The organism is Francisella adeliensis (assembly GCF_003290445.1).
In the GTDB taxonomy this organism is placed as follows: domain Bacteria; phylum Pseudomonadota; class Gammaproteobacteria; order Francisellales; family Francisellaceae; genus Francisella; species Francisella adeliensis.
Window position 1 is genome coordinate 59,357 of sequence record NZ_CP021781.1, and the last position, 22,170, is coordinate 81,526.

Here is a 22,170-nt window from a genome sequence, read left to right on the forward strand (position 1 = left end):
GTCCTAGATATTTATATATAAAACCTTTATATTAAATGTTAATACTTAAGCTTGGATTTTGTTTTGACTTATTCAATTATTGCTAAAAAAGGTAAGCAATATGGAGTGGGAACTATTACTGCATCTATCGCTGTAGGAGGTTTTGTTCATCATGCCTTACCAAATCAGATAGTTTCGGCTACACAAGGTTTTTATACCAACCATCTTTATAACTATTGGGCAGAAGAATTATTAAAAGACCAAAAATTAACACAAGTTCTTAATAGAATTATTGAAAAAGATCCTAACTCAAATTATCGCCAGTTTATTCTGATGGATAAACAAGGCAATACAGCTGGATGGACAGGTGGATCTAATGATTCGTTTTGTGGACATATTCTTAAAAAGAATTTAGCTGTGGCAGGGAATCGTCTTGTCGGTAGGCATGTTTTAGAAAGTATGGTTTCTGCTTATGAATGCTCTAAAAATAGTGATTTTGTTGAGCAAATCATAGATTCTCTAGAGGCTGGGGTATTGGCAGGTGGGGATAAACAAGGAGCTATTTCAATTGCTCTAAGAGTCGTTAGTGAAGACTTACCTCCTTGCGATCTAAGAGTTGATTGTTCTGAAATCGGCGTTATAACAGATATTCGGAAGTTATATTCATACTATACGGCAAATAGTTATCAAGAGTTTGTAAAGTCCATACCAACTATCAATAATCCACATAAAGCTGGATAAATAATATTTTTTAATAAAAAAACTTTAAGAGAGATAAATATGAAGATAAATTATGATATTGCAGAGTTAAAAAAGTACTTTGATACAGCTGCGACTTTTAGCTCATCAGAAAGGGGAGTTACTCGCCTGTTTTGTAGCAAAGAGCACAAGCAAATTATTCCTGTTATCGATAGTTGGATGCAAGAAGCAGGTTTAGAAACGCATCTAGATGCTTTAGGGAATGTTGTTGGTAGAAAACAAGGTAAAAAGACTTCTAAAACTTTAATTATAGGTTCACATCAAGATAGTGTTATTGAGGGTGGAAAATATGATGGAATATTGGGCGTACTTTTACCTTTATATGTGCTCAAGAAAATGAATGATGCAGGTGTTGAACTTGATTATAGTGTTGAACTTATAGCTTTTGGTGATGAAGAAGGGATTCGTTTCCCAGAGACACTATTAGGTAGTAAAGCTTTAAATGGAGATGTGTCATTAGATGCTCTAACAAAGGCTACTGATAAAGATGGTATATCAATTTATGATGCTCTTAAATCAATCGGAGCCAATCCGGATGAGATTGAGAAATGCAAGAGAAATAAGGAAGATGTTCTTGGTTTTTTTGAAGCTCATATTGAGCAAGGCCCAGTTCTAGAACAAAAAGAGCTTCCAGTAGGTGTAGTAACTGCTATTACAGGGATACAAAGATGCGCTGTAAATATTCAGGGTAAGGCAAACCATGCTGGGACAACACCTATGGATATGAGACAAGATGCTTTAGTGGCTGGCGCAGAGATTATTCGTTTTGCTGATAAATTATTCAAGTCAACAGAAGATTTAGTTGGTGTTGTTGGAGAATTAAATGTATCTCCTAATGCTGTTAATGTGATTCCTGATCATGTGGATATGACGATTGAAATACGTTCTCCACATAGTCACCTAAGAATGGAAGCAATGGAAAAAATTGCTGAGTTCTTTAAAAGTGTTGAGCAAGAGTATAGTGTGAAAATTTCATATAGCAAAAATTATGAGATGGAAGGACCATTTTGCGATAAGAAGATGCAGAATCAACTCTTTGATGCTATAAAAGAAGAAAATGAAGTTCCTTTCTCATTGTTTAGTGGAGCAGGTCATGATGGTTTAGCCATGATTAATCTTACACCCATTTCAATGCTGTTTTTACGCTGTAAAGATGGTTTAAGCCATCATTTTGAAGAAGAAATTGACTATGATGATGCTATGGTAGCTGCGAGAGTTATGCAAAATTTTTTACAAAAGTTTGATTACTCATAGGAAGCAAGGTTATGAGTGATAAGGTTAGGCTTGAGTCAAGGTGGTATCACAAAATTAGTGATCCGATGGTTATAATATTTATTGTTATAATTTTGGCTTCGGTTTTGACATATATTGTTCCAGCAGGTGAGTTTTCAAAGGACATAACTAGTGGGGCAGCTGCAGTTGGGACTAAATTTTTTCATCACTTACCTAACCACGGCATTAGCTTATTTGGTGTATTTGAGGCAATACCAAAAGGATTAGAATCAGCATCAGAGTATTTATTTATAGTGTTTATTGCTGGAGGTTTATTTCATCTTCTTGATAGTTCTAAGGCATTAGAACATGCTATAGGTACTGCAGTTAAGCATATAGGTTTTAAGAGAAAGACACTATTAATATTTTCAGCTACTTATATTTATGGTATTTTTGGAATAACTGTTGGTTATGAGAATAACATAGCTTTGGTACCTGTTGCTTTGATAATATCGTCAGCCCTTGGTCTTTCAAGGGTTGTTGGTGTGTGCATAGCTATTGGTGGTATAGGCATGGGGTTTGCCTTGTCTCCTATAAACCCATATACTGTTGGGGTTGCTCAGAAAATAGCTGGTTTGCCGCTATTTTCAGGAGCAGGGTTAAGGGCTATTATGGTTATTGTAGCATTGACTATCTTAGGTTTTTATATAGCGAAATTTATAGCTCCTAAAGAGGAGTGTCAAGAAGGAGAGGCACTTTTATCTAAGGATATAGAAGACTACCATATGAGCTTCAGAGATATACTGATTATCTTAGTTTTCACCCTAGGAATACTTGTTATAGCTGTTTGTTCAATTCTTTCTGGAATAACAAAACCTGACGGGCAACCGATGTTAGGTATACCTTGGTATATTAATCAGATTGCTGCGGTATTTTTGATCATATCTATGCTTGTTGCTGTTATTTGCAAGTATAGTCCTAATCAGTATGTGAAGCTTATGATGGAAGGGGCGGCAAAAGTTACTCCAGGTGCTTTAGTTATAGGTCTAGCCGCAGCAATCCAGGTAATTCTTAAAGAGGGTCAAATAATAGATTCAATTGTTTATTATTTGGGTGATTTACTTAGCTATATTCCAGCATCTGTTTCTGCAATTTTAATGACACTAGTCCAAAGCGTTATAAACTTCTTTATACCTGGTGGGTCAGGTCAAGCTTTAGCTACTATGCCTATTTTGATTCCTGTTGCAGATATGGTAGAGATGAAAAGACAGCTTATGATATTAGCATTTCAAGTTGGTGATGGTTTTACATATATGATATCCCCAACAGCAGGAGGAACTTTGGCGATGTTAGCTTTAGCTAAAGTTTCGTATGTGAAATGGCTAAAAGCAATCCTCCCATTTATTATTTTTATGTACATTGTATCTTGGCTTTTTATACTGATTGCTCATTATGTTAATTGGTCGTAAGATAAAATGATAAAAATACTTTAAATTACTTGACTAGAAAATAAAAGGCAGTATAATAGTCAACATATCGTTAGAGATAGCGATTAGTCTTATGTCCCGTTCGTCTAGAGGCCTAGGACACCGCCCTTTCACGGCGGCAACAGGGGTTCAAATCCCCTACGGGATGCCAAATTTAAGCCTCATAGCTGAAAAGTTATGAGGCTTTTTTGTTTATATAGTGTGGTAAAACTTTTTGAGCTGTCGAAATAAATTCTTTAAAGAAAAAGAAAATTAATGTTTCCATATTAGCTTATAAAAATAAATTCACACAATCGTTTAAAAACAAATAACCTTTCTCAGTTGGTTTGATAGAGCCTTTATTTATTTCTAGTAAACCTTTTTGGATACCTTTTTGAACACTAGACTCGATAAGGTTATATTTAGCAAAAGTTTGTTGATTAAAAAGCTCTAAGTTAAAACCTTTTTTAAGTCTTAGTGTATTAAGCATAAACTCATATTTTAGATCATTTTGGCATAGAGTTGATTGACCCTTCGTAGGGTTTTGAGCAGCTAGATATATTTTAGGATGCTTTTGCTTCCACGAACGATGAATTTTTTTTGTTTTAAGGTTTGTTATTTTACTGTGAGCACCAGCACCAATACCAATATAGTCACCAAAACTCCAGTAATTTGAGTTATGTATGGATCGTTTTTTATTTTTTGCATAAGCAGAAACTTCATATTGAGAGAAACTTGCTTCACCAAGAGATTTTTTGCCAAGTGTTTCTATTTCTTCTAGAGTGTTTTCATCAGGTAGGGTTGGGGTTTTAACAGCAAATAAAGTATTTGGTTCAATGGTTAACTGATACCACGATATATGGGTGGGTTTCATTGTTATGGCTTGAGAAATATCAAACATAGCATCTTCAACAGATTGGTTTGGTAAGCCGTGCATAATATCAATATTAAAATTATTAATATCTGATTGGTGGATTTCTTCTATAGTTGTATAAACATTTTGAGAATTGTGAACACGACCTAGAATTTTCAGTTTTTCATCTTGGAAGCTTTGTACTCCGAGAGAAATGCGATTAATACCAATATCACTATAGCTCGTGATAGAGCCTCTTTCAACAGTTCCTGGATTCATCTCTAAAGTGATTTCACAGTCTTTATTAAAGTTGCTATTAGCTTCTATGTGTTTGAGAACTTTGCCGAGATATTCAGGTTTAAATAATGATGGAGTACCGCCACCAATGAAAATACTTATAACCTCTCTATTTTGTAGGTCATCAATATGAGAATCAAAATCTTCAATGAGCTTCTTATAATAATTTTCAGATAAGTACTCTTCACCCTTAATCGCATGGGAGTTAAAATCACAGTAAGGACATTTTTTTACACACCATGGAAAGTGAATGTAAATACCGACACCTTTTGAAACATCAAACATTTTTAGGCCTTAAAGATTAAGAATTTGCTAACAACAAATGTATATACAGCAACTATTCCCATTGTTAAGAATAAAGCTACTAAGTATTGAATATGTAGTAGGTGTAAGAATATATAGTATATTGCTTCATTAAGTGCTAAACCTATCATTACATTTATAAAAAACTGAGTTGCGGCTTTTTTATGTGATTCTTGAGTTGTTGAAAATGTTAGGAATCTATGGCCGAAATAGCTGACATTAAAAGCTATCAAAAAGGCAAAGAAATTAGCTACAAGAGGTTTAAATGAGGCAAATTCTACGAGACACATTACTATTATAAGGTTAGTGACTGACGCTAATATTCCGATTATTAGAAAATAAAAGATCTGTTTTTTAATCATTGATGGTAGAGATTTTATTGAGTTATTTATATTATAGCTAATAGGATAAGTTTTATAAGGATAATTAATGGAAATTACTGAAATAACAAAGCATCAATTGGGAATCACAGAGAAAGTAACTCAATCAGCATTATTTTTATCACTTAATATAAAAGACAAAGAAATGCTACAGTTTGGGTTAAAAATTCTACAAAAATTTGTAGATGGAAAAAATGTGGTTGCTGGGTTTGGTGGTGAACTTTTAAGTATGTTTAATATACCTAAAGGAGACAACTTTGAAAGAACAAAGTTTAATTCTGAAAGAATGTCAGATTCTGATGGCTATGATTTAGTGTTATGGCTTAGAGGGAATGATAAAGGCGAGCTTTTTCACCAGGCATTAAATATTAGAAAAGCACTACAAGATTTTTTCGAGCTTAAAAAATGTGTAACTAGTTTTACTTATCATGATAAATATGATTTATCTGGTTTTGAAGATGGTATTGAAAATCCTAAAGATGATGCTGTAATGCCTGCTGCGATAATTAGTGATGGGAATATGGAAGGTTCAAGCTTTTGGGTGCTTCAGCAATGGCAACATAATTTTGAATGGTTAAATAATGTATCTCAAGTTGAAAAAGAAGAGTGTATAGGTCGATCTCTTGATGATTCACATCAGCTTGAAAACTTAAAAGATTTTGCTCATGTAAGTCGTTCTGCAAAAGAAAACTTCACGCCAGAGGCTGAGATCTTGCGTAAATCTATGCCATGGGCAGATGATAATCTTAATGGTGGGTTTATGTTTTCAGGATTTGCGACGTCATTTAGATCATTCAATTTACAAATGGGTAATATGCTTGGTGGTAGTGACGGTATAGTTGATGGGGTGTTTAAGTTTTCTAAAATTATTGAAACAAGTTATTTGTGGTGTCCACCGTTTAAGAAAGGAAAATTGGATCTTAGCTTATTAAAAATATAGCAATTTTGAATAATTTTATTTTATATACAAATCAAATCTAAAAAGTTAAAATATATAGGTATTTTTCAAACTTTAATATCCGTGGAGGTCATAAAGCATGTCTGATATTAAAAATATCACGAAACTTCAAATCGAAGACAAAGGGAATAAGTATTCACTTTATAGTTTAAAAAAGTTATCGGAGCAACTTGGCAAAGATGTAAGTCGCTTACCATATTCTATAAGAGTGTTATTAGAAAACCAACTTAGAAATATAGATGGCTATAAAGTAAAAGATGAAGATATGCACAAGGTCTTAGACTGGGATGCAAAATCTACTTCTCGCCCTGAAATTCCGCATATGCCTGCGCGTGTTGTGATGCAAGATTTCACAGGTGTACCAGCAGTGGTTGATTTAGCTGCTATGAGAAAAGCTATCAAAGATGCTGGTGGAAATGCTGATAAAATCAATCCGCTAGTAGATACTGCTATGGTTATTGACCACTCAGTCCAAGTTGACTATTATGGTACAAAAACTGCTTTAGCACAAAATGTATCAAAGGAGTTTGAGAGAAATGGTGAAAGATATAGCTTATTAAAATGGGCTCAAACTTCATTTGATGATTTTACAGTTGTACCACCAGGTATGGGTATTATTCACCAAATCAACTTAGAGTACCTTGCTAAAGGTGCTTTAGTTAAAAACATAAATGGTGAAGATGTAATTTATCCTGATACTCTTGTCGGTACAGATTCACATACTACTATGATCAATGGTGTTGGTGTAGTGGGTTGGGGTGTTGGTGGTATTGAAGCTGAAGCTGTAATGCTTGGTCAGCCATACTACATGGTACTTCCTGATGTAGTAGGTGTTAAACTTACTGGTAAATTGCGTACAGGTGTAACTGCTACAGATTTAGTTCTAAAAATTACAGAAACACTTAGAAAACACGGTGTGGTAGGTAAGTTTGTTGAGTACTACGGAGAGGGTATGGATAACCTTACTCTTCCTGATAGAGCAACTATAGCAAACATGGCTCCAGAGTATGGTGCTACAATTGGTTTCTTCCCTGTTGATGAAGTGACTTTAGATTTCTTTAACAATACAAACCGTGGTGAGCTAGTAGATGCTTGCCGTGAAATGTACAAAGAACAATTACTATTTAGAGAAAACCCTGCTGAAGAGCCAGAATACTCAAGCATAGTTGAAATTGATATGTCTGATGTTGAATCTAACTTAGCTGGTCCGAAAAGACCTCAAGATAGAGTAGCTTTTCATAATATGAAGACAGCGTTTGCTGAAGCTCTAGTTCATGAGCAAGGTTTACATGGTTTTGGTTTAACTCAAGAAGAGTTAGCAAAATCTGCAGAAGTAGCAGGTACAGGAGAGCAAATTACTCATGGTTCATTAGCTATTGCTGCAATTACTTCATGTACGAACACTTCAAACCCATCACTTTTATTAGGTGCTGGTTTGTTGGCTAAAAAAGCTAATGAAAAAGGTCTTAAAGTTAAACCATTTGTTAAAACTTCTTTAGCACCTGGTTCACAGGTTGTAACTCAGTATTTAGAAAAAGCTGAATTACTTCCAGAATTAGAAAATTTAGGCTTTAACCTTGTTGGTTATGGTTGTACTACTTGTATTGGTAATTCAGGACCATTAGATCAGCCTGTACTTGATGCTGTAAATGAAGCTGATTTAGTTGTTGCGTCTGTAAGTTCGGGTAACCGTAACTTTGAAGGTCGTATTAACCCTCATGTAAAAGCTAACTATCTTGCATCTCCTATTCATGTGGTTGCTTATGCATTAGCTGGGACAGTTGATTTTGATCCAGTAGAAGATGCTATAGGTGTTGATGCTGAAGGCAATGATGTAATGCTTGCAGATATTTGGCCAAGTAATGAAGAAATTGCTACAATTCAAGCTGAAGTTGTGAATGCTGCAATGTTTAAAAAGGCTTATGCAACTGTACTTGATGGTACGAAAGATTGGCAGGAGCTTCAAGTTCCTACGGGTCAGCTTTATGAGTTTGATAAAAACTCTACTTATATTCAGTGTCCTAGCTTCTTTGAAAAGTTTGCTGATGGAGGTAGTGCTGATTTAGACATTAAAGGTGCTAGAACACTACTTATGCTCGGTGATTCTGTAACAACAGACCATATATCTCCAGCAGGAGCTATTCCAGAAGATTATCCAGCTGGTCAGTACCTAAAATCTCACGGTGTAGAGAAAAAAGACTTTAACTCTTACGGTTCTCGTCGTGGTAACCATGAAGTGATGATGCGTGGTACATTTGCAAATATTCGTATCCGTAACTTACTTCTTGACGGTGTAGAAGGCGGGTATACTAAGTATCATTTTGATGGTTCACAACAGTATGTATTTGATGCTGCTATGAAGTATAAAGAAAAAGGTATTCCTCTTGTTATCTTAGCAGGTAAAGAGTACGGTACTGGTTCATCGCGTGACTGGGCAGCTAAAGGTACATTCCTTTTAGGTGTAAAAGCTGTAATTGCTGAAAGTTATGAAAGAATTCACCGTTCTAACCTTGTTGGTATGGGTGTATTGCCGTTACAGTTTATGGATGGGCAGTCTGCGAAGACTTTAGGCTTTGATGGTTCTGAGATGTTTAACATTAAAAATGTTGCAGATATTAAGCCTCGTCAAACAGTCGTTGTGGAAGCAGTTCATCCAAAGACAGCTCATACAACTACATTTGAAGCTTTAGCTCGTTTAGATGCTGATGTGGATGTAGATTACCTAAAAAATGGTGGTATCTTACAAACAGTTCTTAAAGACATGATGGCTGGAAATGCTTCTGGAGGCTTTTGCCCATTTTCTAAAATGGCTGGCTTTTTTAAGAAAGTTTTTAAGTAAGCATTGATCAATAAAAATATCTAAAAATTACCTTGTTGTAATAATCTCAACGAAATTTCTGTATTTGCTTTAAATTTACAGCTATTTTAACGCTGTATTTTTTTGTGACTTTTTCATTAATTAAAATTTTATATAAATCTACTATCTTTAAGATTTAGAAAAAGATTGCCTTTATTATGTTAGTAATGATAAAGTTTAAGCAGTATTATCAAAGTATTTTATATTATAAATATGATTAGAAAATTCTTAACTATTTGTGTGCAGAAAAAAGCATCAGACTTGCACTTGTCTTCAGGATGTAAAGCAAAGTATAGAGTAGATGGTGATTTAATAGATATTGAGTCATCGCCTGTTTTGAATGATAAGATGATTTCACAAATGCTACTTGATATTATGACAGATGATCAAAAAGAAGAGCTTGTTGAAACTTATGAATGCGACTTTTCTATAGATGACGCGGAAAATGATGCTAGATTTAGGGTGAATGCATTTTTTCATAATCGTGGTTATGGAGCGGTTTTCCGTAGGCTTGAGAATAAAATACCTACGCTAGATCAGTTTGGAGCTCCCGCGATTCTTAAGACGGTTCAAGCTAAAAAAGGTGGCTTAATACTTGTAACAGGGCCAACAGGTTCTGGTAAAAGTAGTACACTAGCAGCACTTGTTAATGAACTTAATCAAAAAGAAGATTCCCATATTCTTACGATTGAAGATCCTGTTGAGTTTGTTCATGTAAGTCAAAGAGCTTTGGTGAATCAGAGAGAAGTTAAAAGAGATACTAAGAGCTTTAACGCTGCATTAAAATCAGCACTTAGGGAAGATCCAGACTGTATCCTTGTTGGTGAGATGCGTGATTTGGAAACTATTAGATTGGCACTTGAGGCAGCTGAGACAGGTCACTTGGTATTAGGAACGCTTCATACTATGTCAGCTATCAAGACAGTTGATAGGGTGATATCGGTGTTTCCACCAGCTGAACAAGAGCTTGTGAGAAATATGTTGGCAGAATCTTTGGAAATAGTCATATCTCAGCGACTACTTAAAAGAGCAGGTGGTGGTCGAGTTGCATCATATGAGGTTTTGATTTCAAATTCTGGTATAAGAAATATGATTAAAGAAAATAAACTTTCTCAAATTTATACCGCTTTGCAAACCGGCACAGCTAAAGGTATGATAACTATGGAGCAAAGCATAGAGAATCTTCTTAAAGCTGGGACAATCACGCCAGAAGAGGCAGCTAAATATATTATTGTTAGATAATTTTTTATATCCTAATAATAACGATTCATAGAAGAGTAAGATAAGAAAATAAGATTTAGATATATTCTTTTTAAGAGTTGGTTTTGTATTATTTATTCTACAACACTTATGTCCACAGAAGGGCGTAAAGTCGAACATACAACTAAAGCTTCATGAACTGGGTGGTCGGCAAACTTTTCAAAAGGAGCATCTGCACCTGCTTTAGTATTGATGTATGGAATAGTTTGTTGCATTAAGTTATAGTCAAACCTAGGCGCCCATTTACGTGAACCAAGTCTAGCAGTTGTTGAGCAGTTATCAACCATATGAGAGACACCTTTAAAGTGCATATACGGGTTTAGTGAATCAACTGCTTCAATAATAGATTCATTAACAATCTCAGAGTAAGAGTGTCCTTTTTGAGCTAGAACATCAGATTGAGCCATAATACAAGCGATATAAACACCTGCTGTAATTGGGTCAATTAAAGTTGTGTGTTGATCACGCTCAGCTCTTACTTTTTCACCGACTTTCCATAGTTCAGTCTTATCGATTTTACCCATTGGTAAACGATCGTGACGTGCACCAGCCATTACGACTGAACGAATTTCATTACCACTTTCAACATCTTCATAGCACTCGATTAAGATATCTAGTAATGGAGTGTAAGCAGCATTGTAAGCATTTTCAAATTTTTGCTTGTCTTCAGCAGTTTCTAGACTTTCGTATACTTTTTTCATTCCTTGTGTTGAGATGATTTTAGATATAGGTCCAGTAATTGCTTCAGCAGTACGGCGGAAAGCTTCTTCTTTGTCCATACCATTATCAGTGAAGTAACGATAAAGCACTTCGATAATTCCATGTACACCACCAAGTAAAACACCTCTTTCACCAAAGATATCAGAGCGATATTCCATTTCCATAGTTGTTGGGAATACAAATGGTGCGCCACAAGCTATAGCCCAGCCTAGAGCTTGTTCAGTTGCTTTACCGTTAATATCTTGATAAACACCAATACTACTATTGATACCAGCACCATTTACTGTTTTGCCTTGCTCGTATAAACGACGAACTGAAGGTCCCATGCCTTTCGGACACATAGCAACAATATTTATATCGTCTCTAACTTTGTGATTAATACTTTCAATAAAACCAATTAAGAAACCATGAGAGAAGCCTAAAGTAGCACCAGGCTTAACTGCTGATATGATTTTGTCGTAAAGCTTCGCTTGAGCAGCGTCAGATATTAAAATAATAGCCATGTCTGATTCTTTTATAACATCAAACATTTCACCTAGAGTACCATTCTCTTTAGTAAACCCAGCAGCATTAGCTTCTTTTTCTGAGCTAGATCCTGCACGCAAGCCAACTTTAACTTTAATGTTAGTACCTTCTAGAGAGTCACGCAAATTTTGTGCTTGTGCTGGACCTTGAGATCCCCAGCCGATTACACCGATTTGCTTGATTCCTTCAAATGCTTGAGGTAGTTTCTCAAATAAATGACGACCACCAGCAACGATAGTTTCATTATTTCCACCTAGGCTGTACTCTTTAACTTCAAAAATATTGCTTTGAATTTTCATAACCATTCTCCAGTATTTTAACTCTATTGTTGTAAATCTAATTATACAATCTACACAAAGTGTTACTTGAAATAAAGTGAAAAATTTGCAATCATTTATTGCATAAAGCGCAATAAAAAATAAAAATGATTGATAAAAAAGAATTGAATGCATTTAAGGTGTTAGCAGAGACTTTACATTTTGGGAAAGCAAGTGAGAAATGTTTCCTAACTCCTTCAGCTTTAACTAGGCTTATACAGAAAACTGAGCAAGAGATTGGACTAATTCTTTTTGAAAGAGATAGTAGAAATATTAGGTTAACAGATGCAGGAAAAGTATATTATCAGTTCACTAAAGAAATGTTACAAAAATATGAAGATCTTAATTGTGTTTTATACCCTAAAAAAGGACAAATAGCAGGGGATATTAGACTATCGTGTACAGTTACAGCATCATATGCAGTTTTACCTGAGGTTGTTAAAAAGTTACATCTTAACTATCCTGGCATTAAAATACAGTTAACTACAGGATCAATAAAAAACTGTACTAGCCAGTTAGAAGAAGATTCTACAGATGTGATAATAGGGATTCTTTCGAAAGATATCCCGAAAGGTTTTTGTGTTAAAGAAGTATTAACTACGAAAATGGTTATGATTGCACCTGCTATAAAGAAAGTCAAAAATTTAAGACAAGTTATTAGAGATATACCTTTTATAAGGCCATCCCACTATATTGGAGGTAGTAATTTAGATGAATGGTTTGCTAAACAAAATCTAAAACCAGAAATATATGGTGATATTGATGGAAATGAGGCCATCTTGTCATTAGTATCTTCGGGTATAGGCAGTTCTATATTACCAGAAGTGATACTGAAACATAGTCATCTATCTAAGTCTGTAAATATAATAAAAACAGTAGATCTACCGGAAATATCTGTAGGTGTCGTGATGAGAAAAGAAGCTTTAATTTCTCCTGTTAAAAATATTTTTTGGGAGCTTGTTGAGAAAGTAGATGTTATAGAAGCCTAAAACATTAAGTCATGATTATATACTAAATAATTTTAATCTATCTTTTTAGTATTTGTATATCTTCACGATTTCTTAATAATGGAAGTTTTGGGAATCACTGCTTTTATGTTAATAAGAGAAGGTATAAGCACTAGCAGCTGAAAGAGTGTTATTTCACTGTTAAAAAAATAGCATTATAAGATGACTTGCTTTAATTTTTATGTGTAACCATATATCTATATTTTTCAACTCAATCTTGCTAAAATTAACCTCATAAAACTTTCTAATAATCTACATATTTACGGTTGTATACATGACTCAAGAAATAAATAAAAATTATAATCCAAAAGAAATCGAACAAACCAATTATCAAAACTGGGAAGAAAGCGGTAAATTTGCTTGTGGCAATGCCGAATCAGCAGAGAAGTTTGCAGTAATGCTTCCACCACCAAATGTAACAGGTACACTACACATGGGTCATGGTTTTCAAATGACTCTTATGGACATTCTTACGCGTTATAACCGTATGAGTGGTAAGGATACTCTTTGGCAACCAGGTACAGACCATGCTGGTATTGCTACTCAAATGGTAGTTGAAAGACAACTTAATGCAGATGGTATCTCTCGCCATGATTTAGGTCGTGAAAGTTTCTTGGATAAAGTCTGGGAATGGAAAGAGCTTTCAGGTGGCACTATTACAAAGCAAATGCGTCGAATTGGAGCATCTCCAGATTGGGAACGAGAAAGATTTACAATGGATGAAGGCTTATCAAAAGCTGTAACTAAAGCATTTGTGAAGTTATATGATGATGGTCTTGCTTATCGTGGTGAGAGACTTGTAAACTGGGACCCTAAGCTTAAAACAGCAGTATCTGATTTAGAAGTTGCTCAGATAGATAAAAAAGGTTCGCTTTGGCATTTTGTATACCCTATAGCAAATAGTGATGAAAAAATGGTAATAGCTACAACTCGCCCAGAAACAATGCTTGGCGATATGGCAGTAGCGGTTCATCCTGAAGATGAGAGATATACTCATTTAGTTGGTAAGATGATAAATCTACCACTTACAGATAGACAAATTCCGATTATTGCTGATGACTATGTAGAAAAAGATTTTGGTACAGGTTGTGTGAAGATTACGCCAGCTCATGATTTTAATGACTATGAGATGGGCAAACGCCACAACTTGCCAATGATGAATATCCTAACAGATGATGCTGATTTAAATGATAAAGTACCAGCAGAATATAAAGGATTAGATAGGTTTGTAGCGCGTAAAAAGATTGTTGCGGATATGGATGCTCTTGGTCTTTTAGATAAGATAGAGCCACATGATCTTAAAGTGCCTACAGGCGATAGAACAGGTGAAGTATTAGAACCGTATCTTACAAAGCAATGGTTTGTAAAGGCTGATGTACTTGCAAAACCTGCATTAGAAGCGGTAGAGTCTGGTAAAGTTAGATTTGTGCCGGATAATTGGAAAAACACTTACTACTCATGGATGCGTGATTTACAAGATTGGTGCGTGTCAAGACAGCTTTGGTGGGGTCATAGAATACCTGCTTGGTTTGATAATGATGGTAATGTATTTGTTGGCGAGTCAGAAGAACAAATCCGTACAAAGCATAATCTAGCTGAGAGCATAGAGCTTAATCAAGACAATGATGTATTTGATACATGGTTCTCATCTGCATTGTGGCCATTTAGTACTCTAGGTTGGCCTGAGCAAACTCCTGAGCTAGCTAAATACTATCCTACAAGCGTGCTTGTAACAGGTTTTGATATTATCTTCTTCTGGGTTGCTAGAATGATGATGTTTGGTATGTACTTTATGGATGATGTGCCATTTAAAGATATTTACATTACAGGGCTTATCCGTGATGGCGAGGGCAATAAAATGTCTAAGTCTAAAGGTAATGTACTTGACCCTGTTGATTTGATTGACGGTATTTCACTAGAAGACCTTGTTGCAAAAAGAACAACAGGCTTAATGCAACCACAAATGAAGGCTAAAATTGAAAAAGCTACTCGTAAAGAGTTTCCAGAAGGTATAAATGCTTATGGTTCAGATGCTGTAAGATTTACATTTGCGGCATTAGCTTCAACTTCTCGAGATATAAGCTTTGACACTCCTAGAGTAGAAGGCTATCGTAATTTCTGTAACAAGCTTTGGAATGCTTCAAGATTTGTAATGATGAACCTTGATGACTATAAGGTTTGTGATAATTATGAACTTAATGTTGCAGACAAGTGGATTTGGAGTACTTTAAACAATGCCGTAGCAGAAGTACATAAACAGCTAGCTAACTATCGTTTTGATATGGTGGCAAATACTATTTATGATTTTGTATGGAATAATTACTGTGATTGGTATCTTGAATTTGCAAAAGTTTCATTGAAAGATGAGGGCCTTTCTGAGAAGCAAAAAAATGGTGTTAAATACACGCTTACTAAAGTTTTAGAGAATATCCTTGCTTTAGCACATCCGCTTATTCCATTTATTACAGAGAGTATTTATCAGCAGTTAAAAGCTCATCTTGATAATGCTCAAACTTCAATTATGGATGTTAGCTACCCTGAAACTACTCAAGATTTAGAAGCTCCAGAGGCTGAGAAAGCTATCAGATGGTTACAGAACATCGTAACAACTCTTAGAAATATGCGTAGTGAAGTAGGTATTAAGCCATCTCTAGGTATTTCATTAATAGTTAAAGATGTTGCTGAGAAAGATAAAGAGTACCTAGCTCAAACACAAGGCTTTATAAAAGCTTTGGCTAAGGTAGAGAATATTGAATTTAATGATAATCCACCAACTTCATTATCTCAAATTGTAGAGGGACTTGAGTTAAATATTCCATTAGAAGGTTTAGTTGATATTGAAGCTGAAAAAGCAAGATTAGACAAAGAGCTGGACAAGCTAAAAGGCGAAGTAGTAAGGTTTGAGAAGAAACTTTCTAATGAAAGATTTGTATCAAATGCTCCAGAAGCAGTTGTAGCTGTTGAAAAAGAGAAACTTGCTAAGTATAAAGATTTATACGCTAAGACGCTTGAGAAGAAAGAGGGTTTAGTAAAGTAACAATTGTAGAAACTTTAAAGGAAGTATTTTATGAAGTTAGAGAATGTGTTGTCAAGTTTGAATCAAGTTGAGAAAAATAAGTTTATCAACGTTGTTGATAATCTCATTCAAGAGAATAATCTTTCAAAGAAATATGATCAGATTAAGCAGGCAACGAATAATGAGATAGTTGCATTATTTAAACAGGCAAAACCCTACTTTGAAGAATATCTTCTGGAGAAATTATCTTATATAAACCCAAGTATAAGTATATTAACTGATATTTTAAGCAGAGATGGAAATTCTGTGGCTCGAGTCTCATGGATAGAATCTTTATATCATAAAGATATTGAAAGACTTGAAGCTAAAGTAAAAGAATTATCTGCAATAAGAAGTACAGAAACTGACCTTTTAACTTATGAAGGTAGAATGAATGTATATTTTTCATGTCTGAAAGAAGCTTATAATAATGATATTAGAAATAATCAAGAGCCCAAAATAAATGACGATGAAAGAAGTATTCTCAACGTATTGTCTGATAAGCTTGATATAAACCATGATGATAAAGTAGTTTTAGAGTATATGGTAAGACCATGTTGTAAACAAAACACTATCTCTGACTATTTAAATGAGTTGAGATGCCTAGGAATTCTTTTTATAAAAAATAAAGAGCAAACAGTTTATGTTGCAGATGAGTTAGTTGAGATTCTGAATAATATTAAAGGAAAAGCTATATCAGATAAATATCTGATTAGAGTTCTAAGAACTTTATCTGATGCTGAGCTGTCAAATATATTAAAAAGTCAAAATCAGAGAATAAGAGGTGTTGAGAGAGTAAATAAAATTAATAATATTGTACATTTGGGATTAGATGTTAAGAAAATTCTTTCTGTATATATATTTAATGATAATGCCTCCCAAAATGAAAGGAAAGAGCGATTAAAGCTACTAATTGATGATTTGAGTATTGAAACTAAAACAATAGGCACGATTGTAGAATCTAGAATAGATATTATAATTGATAGTTTAAAAGATATCTCAAAGATTGAGTCAAATGTTCTTAGTTCAGCAGGATATGATGAATGTCTTGAAAAATTAAATGAATATTTTAATCAAGAAAAGTCAAAAGACTTCTTCTATGATCTAATAAGAGAACAATTTGAAATAGAGTCTGTTGAAAAAATTGATTCAAGTAAACTGAGACAGTTATCAATTACACCATACGATATTCTATATATCGTTGATAATGATGATATTAAAGCAATAGCTAAGTTTTTTGGTCTAAGTAATAGAGGTAACGTTAGAGAAAGTATTGTTGGTAGTTTTAATGATGCCACTGACAAGTTAATAGAAAACTATAATTTACTGGCAAACAGAGATGTTAATTCATTAAATGCAAAAGGGCTAAATATAAGCGAGGCTGAGATAGGTGCTAAGTTTGAAGAAGCAACTAGAAGTATCTTAGAACAGCTAAACCTTAATGTTGATGAAGAATTGAGAGCAGAAATTAATACAGCTAAAGATAAGGCAGATTTAATAATATCAACAAGCGATGACGATGTGATAGTTGGGGAAATGAAAACTCACAAGGGAGGTGGGTATAGTAGTTACTCATCTATAGCAAGACAAACAAAATCGTATGTAAAATTATGTGAACAGCATGAAAAGAATGTAACACAAGTTTTAGTTATTGCTCCCAATTTTACAGATGACTTTATTGAGCATGCTGAATTAGATCCAGATATAAATATATCACTTCTTGAAGCCCAAGGACTATACGGAATATATGAAGCATATAAAAATAAAAAAAATCCAAAGTTTAGTCTGCAATGGCTTCAAAAAGGTGGATTGCTTAAGCATTCTCTTATAATTAAAAGAATTTAGTAATATGCTAGAAAAATTATCAGAAGATATATGGATTTGTGATGGTGAAGCTGTTCCTTTCTATACTCTTCCATATACTACAAGAATGACGGTAATTCGTCTTGCTAATAATGAGCTGTTTATTCATTCGCCAATTAAGGCTGATCCTGAGCTAATCTCACGAGTATCTAAACTTGGAACTGTAAAGTTTCTAATATCTCCAAATAAAATTCACCATCTTTTCTTACAAGATTGGGTAGATATTTTTCCTGATGCAAAAGTATATGCATCACCAGGTCTTAGAGAAAAAAGAAAAGATATTGATTTTACTGCTGATCTAAAAGATTCTCCAGAACATGAGTGGCAGAATGAAATTGATCAACTAATATTTAAAGGTAGTAAAGCAATGCAAGAAGTTGTATTTTTCCATAGAGCTTCTAAAACACTTATCCTTACTGATTTGATTGAGAACTTTGATGAAGACTATTTCTCAGGTTTTAAGGGTTTACTTGCTAAACTTTCAGGTATTGTTGCACCTAATGGAAAAACCCCTATAGATTGGAGAATGTCGTTTTTCTTTGGTAAAAAACAAGCTCGCGAATGTTTTGAAAAAATACTAGTGTGGCAACCTGAGAAAATCATTGTTGCACATGGGAAGAATATTGAAACTAATGCTATAAATTTTCTTAAAAAATCATTTAAGTGGTTAGCTAAATAAAGAGTCAGTTGGCGTATATTAGTATAGATCTATCAACTTCATTAACATCAGTATGACCACAAAAAGCCATAGTCTTGTCCATTTCTTCATAAAATATTTCTAGTACTCTTTGAGCTCCTCTTTCCCCATAAGCTCCAAGGCCATAAATCATAGGTCTGCCAATTAGTCCAGCAGTTGCTCCTAGAGCTTTTGCTTTAAGTAAATCTTGACCTGTACGAATTCCACTATCAATCAGCACTTCAAGCTTAGTATCTACAGTACTAATTATTTCTTCTAGGGCTGAGATACTAGAGGGAGCTCCATCAAGTTGGCGACCACCATGATTAGATACAACAATTGCATCAGCACCTGTATTTTGTGCCATAATAGCATCTTCAGTACACATAATGCCCTTGATAATCATTGGGCCATTCCATTGCTTCTGTACCCATTCTACATCGTGCCAGTTTAAGCTTAAATCAAATTGCTCACTTGTCCACTTGCCTAAAGATGCAAAGCCACCTTTGTTTTCAGCGTGATTTGCAATATTGCCAAAAGTCCTATTTTTAGTTTTAAGCATATTCAAGCACCAAGGTGTTTTAGTACTTAGATTGATTAGGTTTTTAATTGTTGGTTTTGGAGGCACGGTTAAGCCATTTTTGATATCTGCATGACGATTACCGAGCATTTGTAAATCAGCAGTCAGTACTAATGCACTACAACCAGCATGCTTTGCACTTGCTATGAGATTTGCCATAAATTTTCTATCTTTCATCATATACAGCTGGAACCAAAATGGCTTGGTTGTGTGTTTTGCAACTTCTTCAGTAGAGCAGATAGACATTGTTGATAGAGTAAAAGGAATACCAAATTTCTCAGCCGCACGAGCAGCATGAATTTCACCATCAGCGTGTTGCATTCCTAGTAAGCCTATTGGAGCAAATGCTAGGGGCATTTTATACTCTTGCCCTAGGATTTTAGTACTTAATGAGCGGTGTTGTATATCTGTAAGAACCTTTTGCTTAAAAAGGTATTTGTCAAAATCTTGCTGATTGTATTTGAGTGTTTGTTGTTTCCATGAGCCAGACTCGCAGTAGTCAACAAACATTTTAGGAACTTTACGATGGTAAGCTTTACGCATATCTCCAAGAGATGTGATTTTTTGTAGATTGTTTTGCATAGAGAAATCCCGCAGTTATTAAACTTCAGTAAAAACTTTTTCTTCAGGAAGTCTTGATTTAGGTAGCTTTGCATTAAAATCCTTTTCCGAGCTATAGCCAACTGTCACAATGACAGAAGTTTTAAAGCCTTTTTCTTCTATGTTAAACTCTTTATCTATTATATGTGGTTCAATACCTTCCATTGGTGTAGCGTTTACCCCTAATCCTGCTAAACCAAGTAAAAGATTGCCAAGGCTTATATAGACCTGTTTTTCCGCCCAGTTTTGTAATTCTTGTGGTTTGTCAGCATAAGCTAATGCAAATTTTTTACGGACTTCTCTTTGTATGTTTTCAAATTCAGTAGTTGGAAAGCGGCCATCTTTTTTCTCTTGAGTAATAAGCTCTTCTAGATAGTCATTATCAATATCTGTTTTATAGCAAAGTACGATAGCTAAGGCACAATCTTTAATATTTGTTACATTTTTAGGATGAATATTTTCAGCAGATTTAGCAATCTTAGCTTTTGCCTCTTCAGATGTGGCTAATATAAAATGCCATGGTTGAGAGTTTACACTTGATGGTGTAAATCTAAGAATATCTTTAATTTGTTGGGTTTGCCCGGCTGTTAATTTTTTTGATGAGTCATAGGCTTTTGTTGTATAGCGAGTTTTTACGCATTTAGAAAGGTTCATGTTACTTTTGTGAAAGTTTAGATTACTATAATTATACACATCAACCTTGATAGAGAGTAGGTTATTATTTAGTTAGCTCTTATGGTAGGGGTGTATAAGAAATGTTTGTTAAGTTTTTCATTTTAGTAGCTTCAGACTAATTTGTTATTTCTAAACTTGATGTGTTTTATTTTCTGTAGGTAGTATCTCACTAGTATTGATTAATGTAAAATCTATTATAATTATATATCTACAGTAAAAGACTTAAATGGAACTATGATAAAAACAGCAGCATTGGTGTGTATAAAAGACAATAAAATCCTCCTTGTACGAGTTAGAGATAATACTATTTGGTATTTCGCCGGTGGTAAAATTGACTCAGGAGAGTCTGCTGATGAGGCAGTCTTACGAGAGGTTAAAGAAGAGCTAGGCGTTACTTTACAAGTTCAAGACATAAGTTATCTCGGTGAGACAGTTACTGATAATCACGATAGAACAGACACGGTTTCAATTCAGTGTTTTGCATCAGAGATCACTCAGGAAATAAAACCTTGTGCAGAAATTTCAGAAATTAAGTGGTTTGATCTTGATGATAAAGAGTTTATGTCACCAGGAGTTATTGAGGTTATTCGTAGGTGGTATAGTTAGTGAAATAGATTAGCTAAAGTCCATAGTGGGAGCAGCAAGAGAGATGTTTTGATTGTAAGTGCTTACTTGATTTACATTATAGCTAAAAGCACTAGTAGTGAATAGAGTTGCGATTAGTAGTATTGAGATAGAAGTTAATTTTTTCATAATAAATTTCCTTTTTTAATATCTTTTATTATTTCTTATTTTCTGAGACTAGTATCTCACCTTTTTCATATAAATAAAAATATATTATATTTATGATGAATATAAGAAAAACTTATGAGTGGGGGGTTGATTTTTACTCATTTTTTTAATAGGTTATTTGTAATAAATATCTTATTTTGTATTGGGACTGGTATAAAATCCTTCTTGTGAAAGTAAGAGATTGTATTGTTTGGTGTTAGGGTTATCTTTAGGGGTTTGTACAGAAAAAATCAAAATTAAGTGGTTTAATTTCGCTAATAGAAAGTTTATATAGCTAGGAGATAGAAATTTATTCGTAGGTGGTATGTTAAGCTTCCTGGGTTAGCTAAGATCCATAACAGGTGCTGCATATGAAATATTTGAATTATATGTATTTACTTGGTTTACATTGTAGCTAAAAGCACTAGTAGCAGATAGAGTTGTTATCAGAATAATTGAGATAGAGATAAGTTTTTTCATTTTAGAACCTTTATTATGTTTTATTTTCTGAGGCTAGTATCTCATTAAAACTTAGGAAAGTTAAATATATAAGTTTTATTAAACATATAAGTAAAGGTTATGCTGTTGTTTGTTGGTGTTTTTGAATCTATAGAAGTAAGTTTACAGTGTAGAAAAGGTATTTATCTACCAGTATCCTTTTGCTTTAAAACGATCAATAAAGTGCTGTGAGAAGTGAATATGGTTAGGCTTAAGGTTTTCTAGCAACTGCTTATATTGACCTGAAGCAAATATATAGTGTAGCACATAAGAAACATTGCCTTTACCTGCGATTTTTTCAATAGTTGCTTCAAAGTTTGTAAAGTCTGAAGTTTCATCAATGAAATTATCTAAAAGTTCGCATAGTTTATTCATGTTTTTTTCATCAGCTCTATTAAATTGCTTTGCTACTTCTAGATGGAACTCGTAAACACTGTCATGGAAAAAAGGGTAAACATTTCCTTCCCATGCTATTTTATAAGCTTCTTCGACATAGCTACTGCTTAATACATTCAATTTCATTAAATCATAGTAGTATTTGTTATTCATAGAGACCTCT

General features: G+C 34.1%; 19 protein-coding genes and 1 tRNA gene. 12 read left to right on the forward strand and 8 right to left on the reverse strand.

All coding sequences use genetic code 11. The features are described 5' to 3' along the window. Window positions 1-63: 63 nt before the first annotated feature. The 4 genes from CDH04_RS00255 to CDH04_RS00270 all read left to right on the forward strand — a co-directional run bounded on the left by CDH04_RS00255 (window position 64) and on the right by CDH04_RS00270 (window position 3,588). A complete protein-coding gene (locus CDH04_RS00255; RefSeq protein ID WP_162699166.1) occupies window positions 64-720 on the forward strand; it encodes a DUF1028 domain-containing protein in 657 nt (218 codons plus the stop codon). A 39-nt stretch (window positions 721-759) separates the two neighbouring features. Continuing rightward, complete coding sequence (locus CDH04_RS00260; RefSeq protein ID WP_112869119.1) at window positions 760-1,992, forward strand: M20 family metallo-hydrolase; 1,233 nt, start codon at window positions 760-762, stop codon at window positions 1,990-1,992. A gap of 11 nt (window positions 1,993-2,003) precedes the next feature. Continuing rightward, complete coding sequence (locus CDH04_RS00265) at window positions 2,004-3,419, forward strand: YfcC family protein (protein ID WP_112869120.1); 1,416 nt, start codon at window positions 2,004-2,006, stop codon at window positions 3,417-3,419. A gap of 93 nt (window positions 3,420-3,512) precedes the next feature. Then, a tRNA-Glu gene (locus tag CDH04_RS00270) sits at window positions 3,513-3,588 on the forward strand. A 120-nt stretch (window positions 3,589-3,708) separates the two neighbouring features. Here the strand turns inward: CDH04_RS00270 and hemW are convergent. Together hemW and CDH04_RS00280 are read right to left on the reverse strand one after the other, a co-directional pair. Further along, on the reverse strand, window positions 3,709-4,851 hold the full coding sequence (gene hemW, locus CDH04_RS00275; protein ID WP_112869121.1) for a radical SAM family heme chaperone HemW: 1,143 nt from the start codon (window positions 4,849-4,851) through the stop codon (window positions 3,709-3,711). A 2-nt stretch (window positions 4,852-4,853) separates the two neighbouring features. Beyond that, window positions 4,854-5,231, reverse strand: a complete 378-nt coding sequence (locus CDH04_RS00280; RefSeq protein ID WP_112869122.1) for a GtrA family protein — start codon at window positions 5,229-5,231, stop codon at window positions 4,854-4,856. Window positions 5,232-5,298: 67 nt separating this feature from the next. On the opposite strand from CDH04_RS00280, the gene CDH04_RS00285 reads away from it, so the two are divergent. From CDH04_RS00285 to CDH04_RS00295, 3 genes are all read left to right on the forward strand, one after another. After that, on the forward strand, window positions 5,299-6,189 hold the full coding sequence (locus CDH04_RS00285; protein WP_112869123.1) for a Dyp-type peroxidase: 891 nt from the start codon (window positions 5,299-5,301) through the stop codon (window positions 6,187-6,189). A 97-nt stretch (window positions 6,190-6,286) separates the two neighbouring features. Next, window positions 6,287-9,046 (forward strand): aconitate hydratase AcnA, encoded by a 2,760-nt coding sequence (gene acnA / locus CDH04_RS00290; RefSeq protein ID WP_112869124.1) that lies wholly within the window; start codon window positions 6,287-6,289, stop codon window positions 9,044-9,046. 231 nt (window positions 9,047-9,277) lie between these two features. Continuing rightward, entirely contained in the window at window positions 9,278-10,306 is a 1,029-nt protein-coding gene (locus tag CDH04_RS00295; RefSeq protein ID WP_112869125.1) for a type IV pilus twitching motility protein PilT, read from the forward strand. 92 nt (window positions 10,307-10,398) lie between these two features. Here CDH04_RS00295 and CDH04_RS00300 read toward each other — a convergent pair whose 3' ends face one another. Continuing rightward, window positions 10,399-11,868 (reverse strand): ketol-acid reductoisomerase, encoded by a 1,470-nt coding sequence (locus CDH04_RS00300; RefSeq protein WP_112870845.1) that lies wholly within the window; start codon window positions 11,866-11,868, stop codon window positions 10,399-10,401. A gap of 125 nt (window positions 11,869-11,993) precedes the next feature. Between CDH04_RS00300 and CDH04_RS00305 the strand changes: the two genes are divergently transcribed. The 4 genes from CDH04_RS00305 (at window position 11,994) to CDH04_RS00320 (ending at window position 18,490) form a co-directional block, all read left to right on the forward strand. Next, window positions 11,994-12,875: a LysR substrate-binding domain-containing protein gene (locus CDH04_RS00305; protein WP_112869126.1), complete on the forward strand. Its 882-nt coding sequence runs from the start codon at window positions 11,994-11,996 to the stop codon at window positions 12,873-12,875. Window positions 12,876-13,167: 292 nt separating this feature from the next. Next, window positions 13,168-15,930: a valine--tRNA ligase gene (locus CDH04_RS00310; RefSeq protein ID WP_112869127.1), complete on the forward strand. Its 2,763-nt coding sequence runs from the start codon at window positions 13,168-13,170 to the stop codon at window positions 15,928-15,930. Between the two features lie 30 nt (window positions 15,931-15,960). After that, window positions 15,961-17,793 carry a hypothetical protein gene (locus CDH04_RS09870; RefSeq protein WP_200164521.1) on the forward strand — a complete coding sequence of 611 codons (1,833 nt, stop codon included), beginning with the start codon at window positions 15,961-15,963 and terminating at the stop codon, window positions 17,791-17,793. A 4-nt stretch (window positions 17,794-17,797) separates the two neighbouring features. Continuing rightward, a complete protein-coding gene (locus tag CDH04_RS00320) occupies window positions 17,798-18,490 on the forward strand; it encodes a DUF4336 domain-containing protein (RefSeq protein WP_112869128.1) in 693 nt (230 codons plus the stop codon). Window positions 18,491-18,494: 4 nt separating this feature from the next. Here CDH04_RS00320 and CDH04_RS00325 read toward each other — a convergent pair whose 3' ends face one another. Both CDH04_RS00325 and nfsB read right to left on the reverse strand, forming a co-directional pair. After that, window positions 18,495-19,649 carry an alpha-hydroxy acid oxidase gene (locus CDH04_RS00325; RefSeq protein ID WP_112869129.1) on the reverse strand — a complete coding sequence of 385 codons (1,155 nt, stop codon included), beginning with the start codon at window positions 19,647-19,649 and terminating at the stop codon, window positions 18,495-18,497. A gap of 18 nt (window positions 19,650-19,667) precedes the next feature. Beyond that, window positions 19,668-20,321 carry an oxygen-insensitive NAD(P)H nitroreductase gene (gene nfsB / locus CDH04_RS00330; RefSeq protein WP_112869130.1) on the reverse strand — a complete coding sequence of 218 codons (654 nt, stop codon included), beginning with the start codon at window positions 20,319-20,321 and terminating at the stop codon, window positions 19,668-19,670. Window positions 20,322-20,576: 255 nt separating this feature from the next. Here nfsB and CDH04_RS00335 point away from each other — a divergent pair, with 255 nt between their 5' ends. Next, window positions 20,577-20,948, forward strand: a complete 372-nt coding sequence (locus CDH04_RS00335; RefSeq protein WP_112869131.1) for an NUDIX hydrolase — start codon at window positions 20,577-20,579, stop codon at window positions 20,946-20,948. A gap of 9 nt (window positions 20,949-20,957) precedes the next feature. Here CDH04_RS00335 and CDH04_RS09805 read toward each other — a convergent pair whose 3' ends face one another. The 3 genes from CDH04_RS09805 to CDH04_RS00340 form a co-directional block, all read right to left on the reverse strand. Continuing rightward, window positions 20,958-21,095: a hypothetical protein gene (locus CDH04_RS09805; protein ID WP_162699167.1), complete on the reverse strand. Its 138-nt coding sequence runs from the start codon at window positions 21,093-21,095 to the stop codon at window positions 20,958-20,960. A 360-nt stretch (window positions 21,096-21,455) separates the two neighbouring features. Then, the gene (locus CDH04_RS09810) at window positions 21,456-21,593 is read right to left on the reverse strand and encodes a hypothetical protein (RefSeq protein ID WP_162699168.1); all 138 of its coding nucleotides are present in this window, start codon (window positions 21,591-21,593) and stop codon (window positions 21,456-21,458) included. 165 nt (window positions 21,594-21,758) lie between these two features. Then, the gene (locus CDH04_RS00340; protein ID WP_112869132.1) at window positions 21,759-22,160 is read right to left on the reverse strand and encodes a hypothetical protein; all 402 of its coding nucleotides are present in this window, start codon (window positions 22,158-22,160) and stop codon (window positions 21,759-21,761) included. Window positions 22,161-22,170: the final 10 nt, after the last annotated feature.

What these genes read in the sequence shown, in the direction of transcription:
- CDH04_RS00260 (WP_112869119.1), top strand. Translation starts at nt 760, where the DNA reads ATGAAGATAAATTATGATATTGCAGAGTTAAAAAAGTACTTTGATACA.
- CDH04_RS00265 (WP_112869120.1), top strand. Translation starts at nt 2,004, where the DNA reads ATGAGTGATAAGGTTAGGCTTGAGTCAAGGTGGTATCACAAAATTAGT.
- hemW (WP_112869121.1), bottom strand. Translation starts at nt 4,851, where the DNA reads ATGTTTGATGTTTCAAAAGGTGTCGGTATTTACATTCACTTTCCATGG.
- CDH04_RS00280 (WP_112869122.1), bottom strand. Translation starts at nt 5,231, where the DNA reads ATGATTAAAAAACAGATCTTTTATTTTCTAATAATCGGAATATTAGCG.
- CDH04_RS00285 (WP_112869123.1), top strand. Translation starts at nt 5,299, where the DNA reads ATGGAAATTACTGAAATAACAAAGCATCAATTGGGAATCACAGAGAAA.
- acnA (WP_112869124.1), top strand. Translation starts at nt 6,287, where the DNA reads ATGTCTGATATTAAAAATATCACGAAACTTCAAATCGAAGACAAAGGG.
- CDH04_RS00295 (WP_112869125.1), top strand. Translation starts at nt 9,278, where the DNA reads ATGATTAGAAAATTCTTAACTATTTGTGTGCAGAAAAAAGCATCAGAC.
- CDH04_RS00300 (WP_112870845.1), bottom strand. Translation starts at nt 11,868, where the DNA reads ATGAAAATTCAAAGCAATATTTTTGAAGTTAAAGAGTACAGCCTAGGT.
- CDH04_RS00305 (WP_112869126.1), top strand. Translation starts at nt 11,994, where the DNA reads ATGATTGATAAAAAAGAATTGAATGCATTTAAGGTGTTAGCAGAGACT.
- CDH04_RS00310 (WP_112869127.1), top strand. Translation starts at nt 13,168, where the DNA reads ATGACTCAAGAAATAAATAAAAATTATAATCCAAAAGAAATCGAACAA.
- CDH04_RS09870 (WP_200164521.1), top strand. Translation starts at nt 15,961, where the DNA reads ATGAAGTTAGAGAATGTGTTGTCAAGTTTGAATCAAGTTGAGAAAAAT.
- CDH04_RS00320 (WP_112869128.1), top strand. Translation starts at nt 17,798, where the DNA reads ATGCTAGAAAAATTATCAGAAGATATATGGATTTGTGATGGTGAAGCT.
- CDH04_RS00325 (WP_112869129.1), bottom strand. Translation starts at nt 19,649, where the DNA reads ATGCAAAACAATCTACAAAAAATCACATCTCTTGGAGATATGCGTAAA.
- nfsB (WP_112869130.1), bottom strand. Translation starts at nt 20,321, where the DNA reads ATGAACCTTTCTAAATGCGTAAAAACTCGCTATACAACAAAAGCCTAT.
- CDH04_RS00335 (WP_112869131.1), top strand. Translation starts at nt 20,577, where the DNA reads ATGATAAAAACAGCAGCATTGGTGTGTATAAAAGACAATAAAATCCTC.
- CDH04_RS09805 (WP_162699167.1), bottom strand. Translation starts at nt 21,095, where the DNA reads ATGAAAAAATTAACTTCTATCTCAATACTACTAATCGCAACTCTATTC.
- CDH04_RS09810 (WP_162699168.1), bottom strand. Translation starts at nt 21,593, where the DNA reads ATGAAAAAACTTATCTCTATCTCAATTATTCTGATAACAACTCTATCT.
- CDH04_RS00340 (WP_112869132.1), bottom strand. Translation starts at nt 22,160, where the DNA reads ATGAATAACAAATACTACTATGATTTAATGAAATTGAATGTATTAAGC.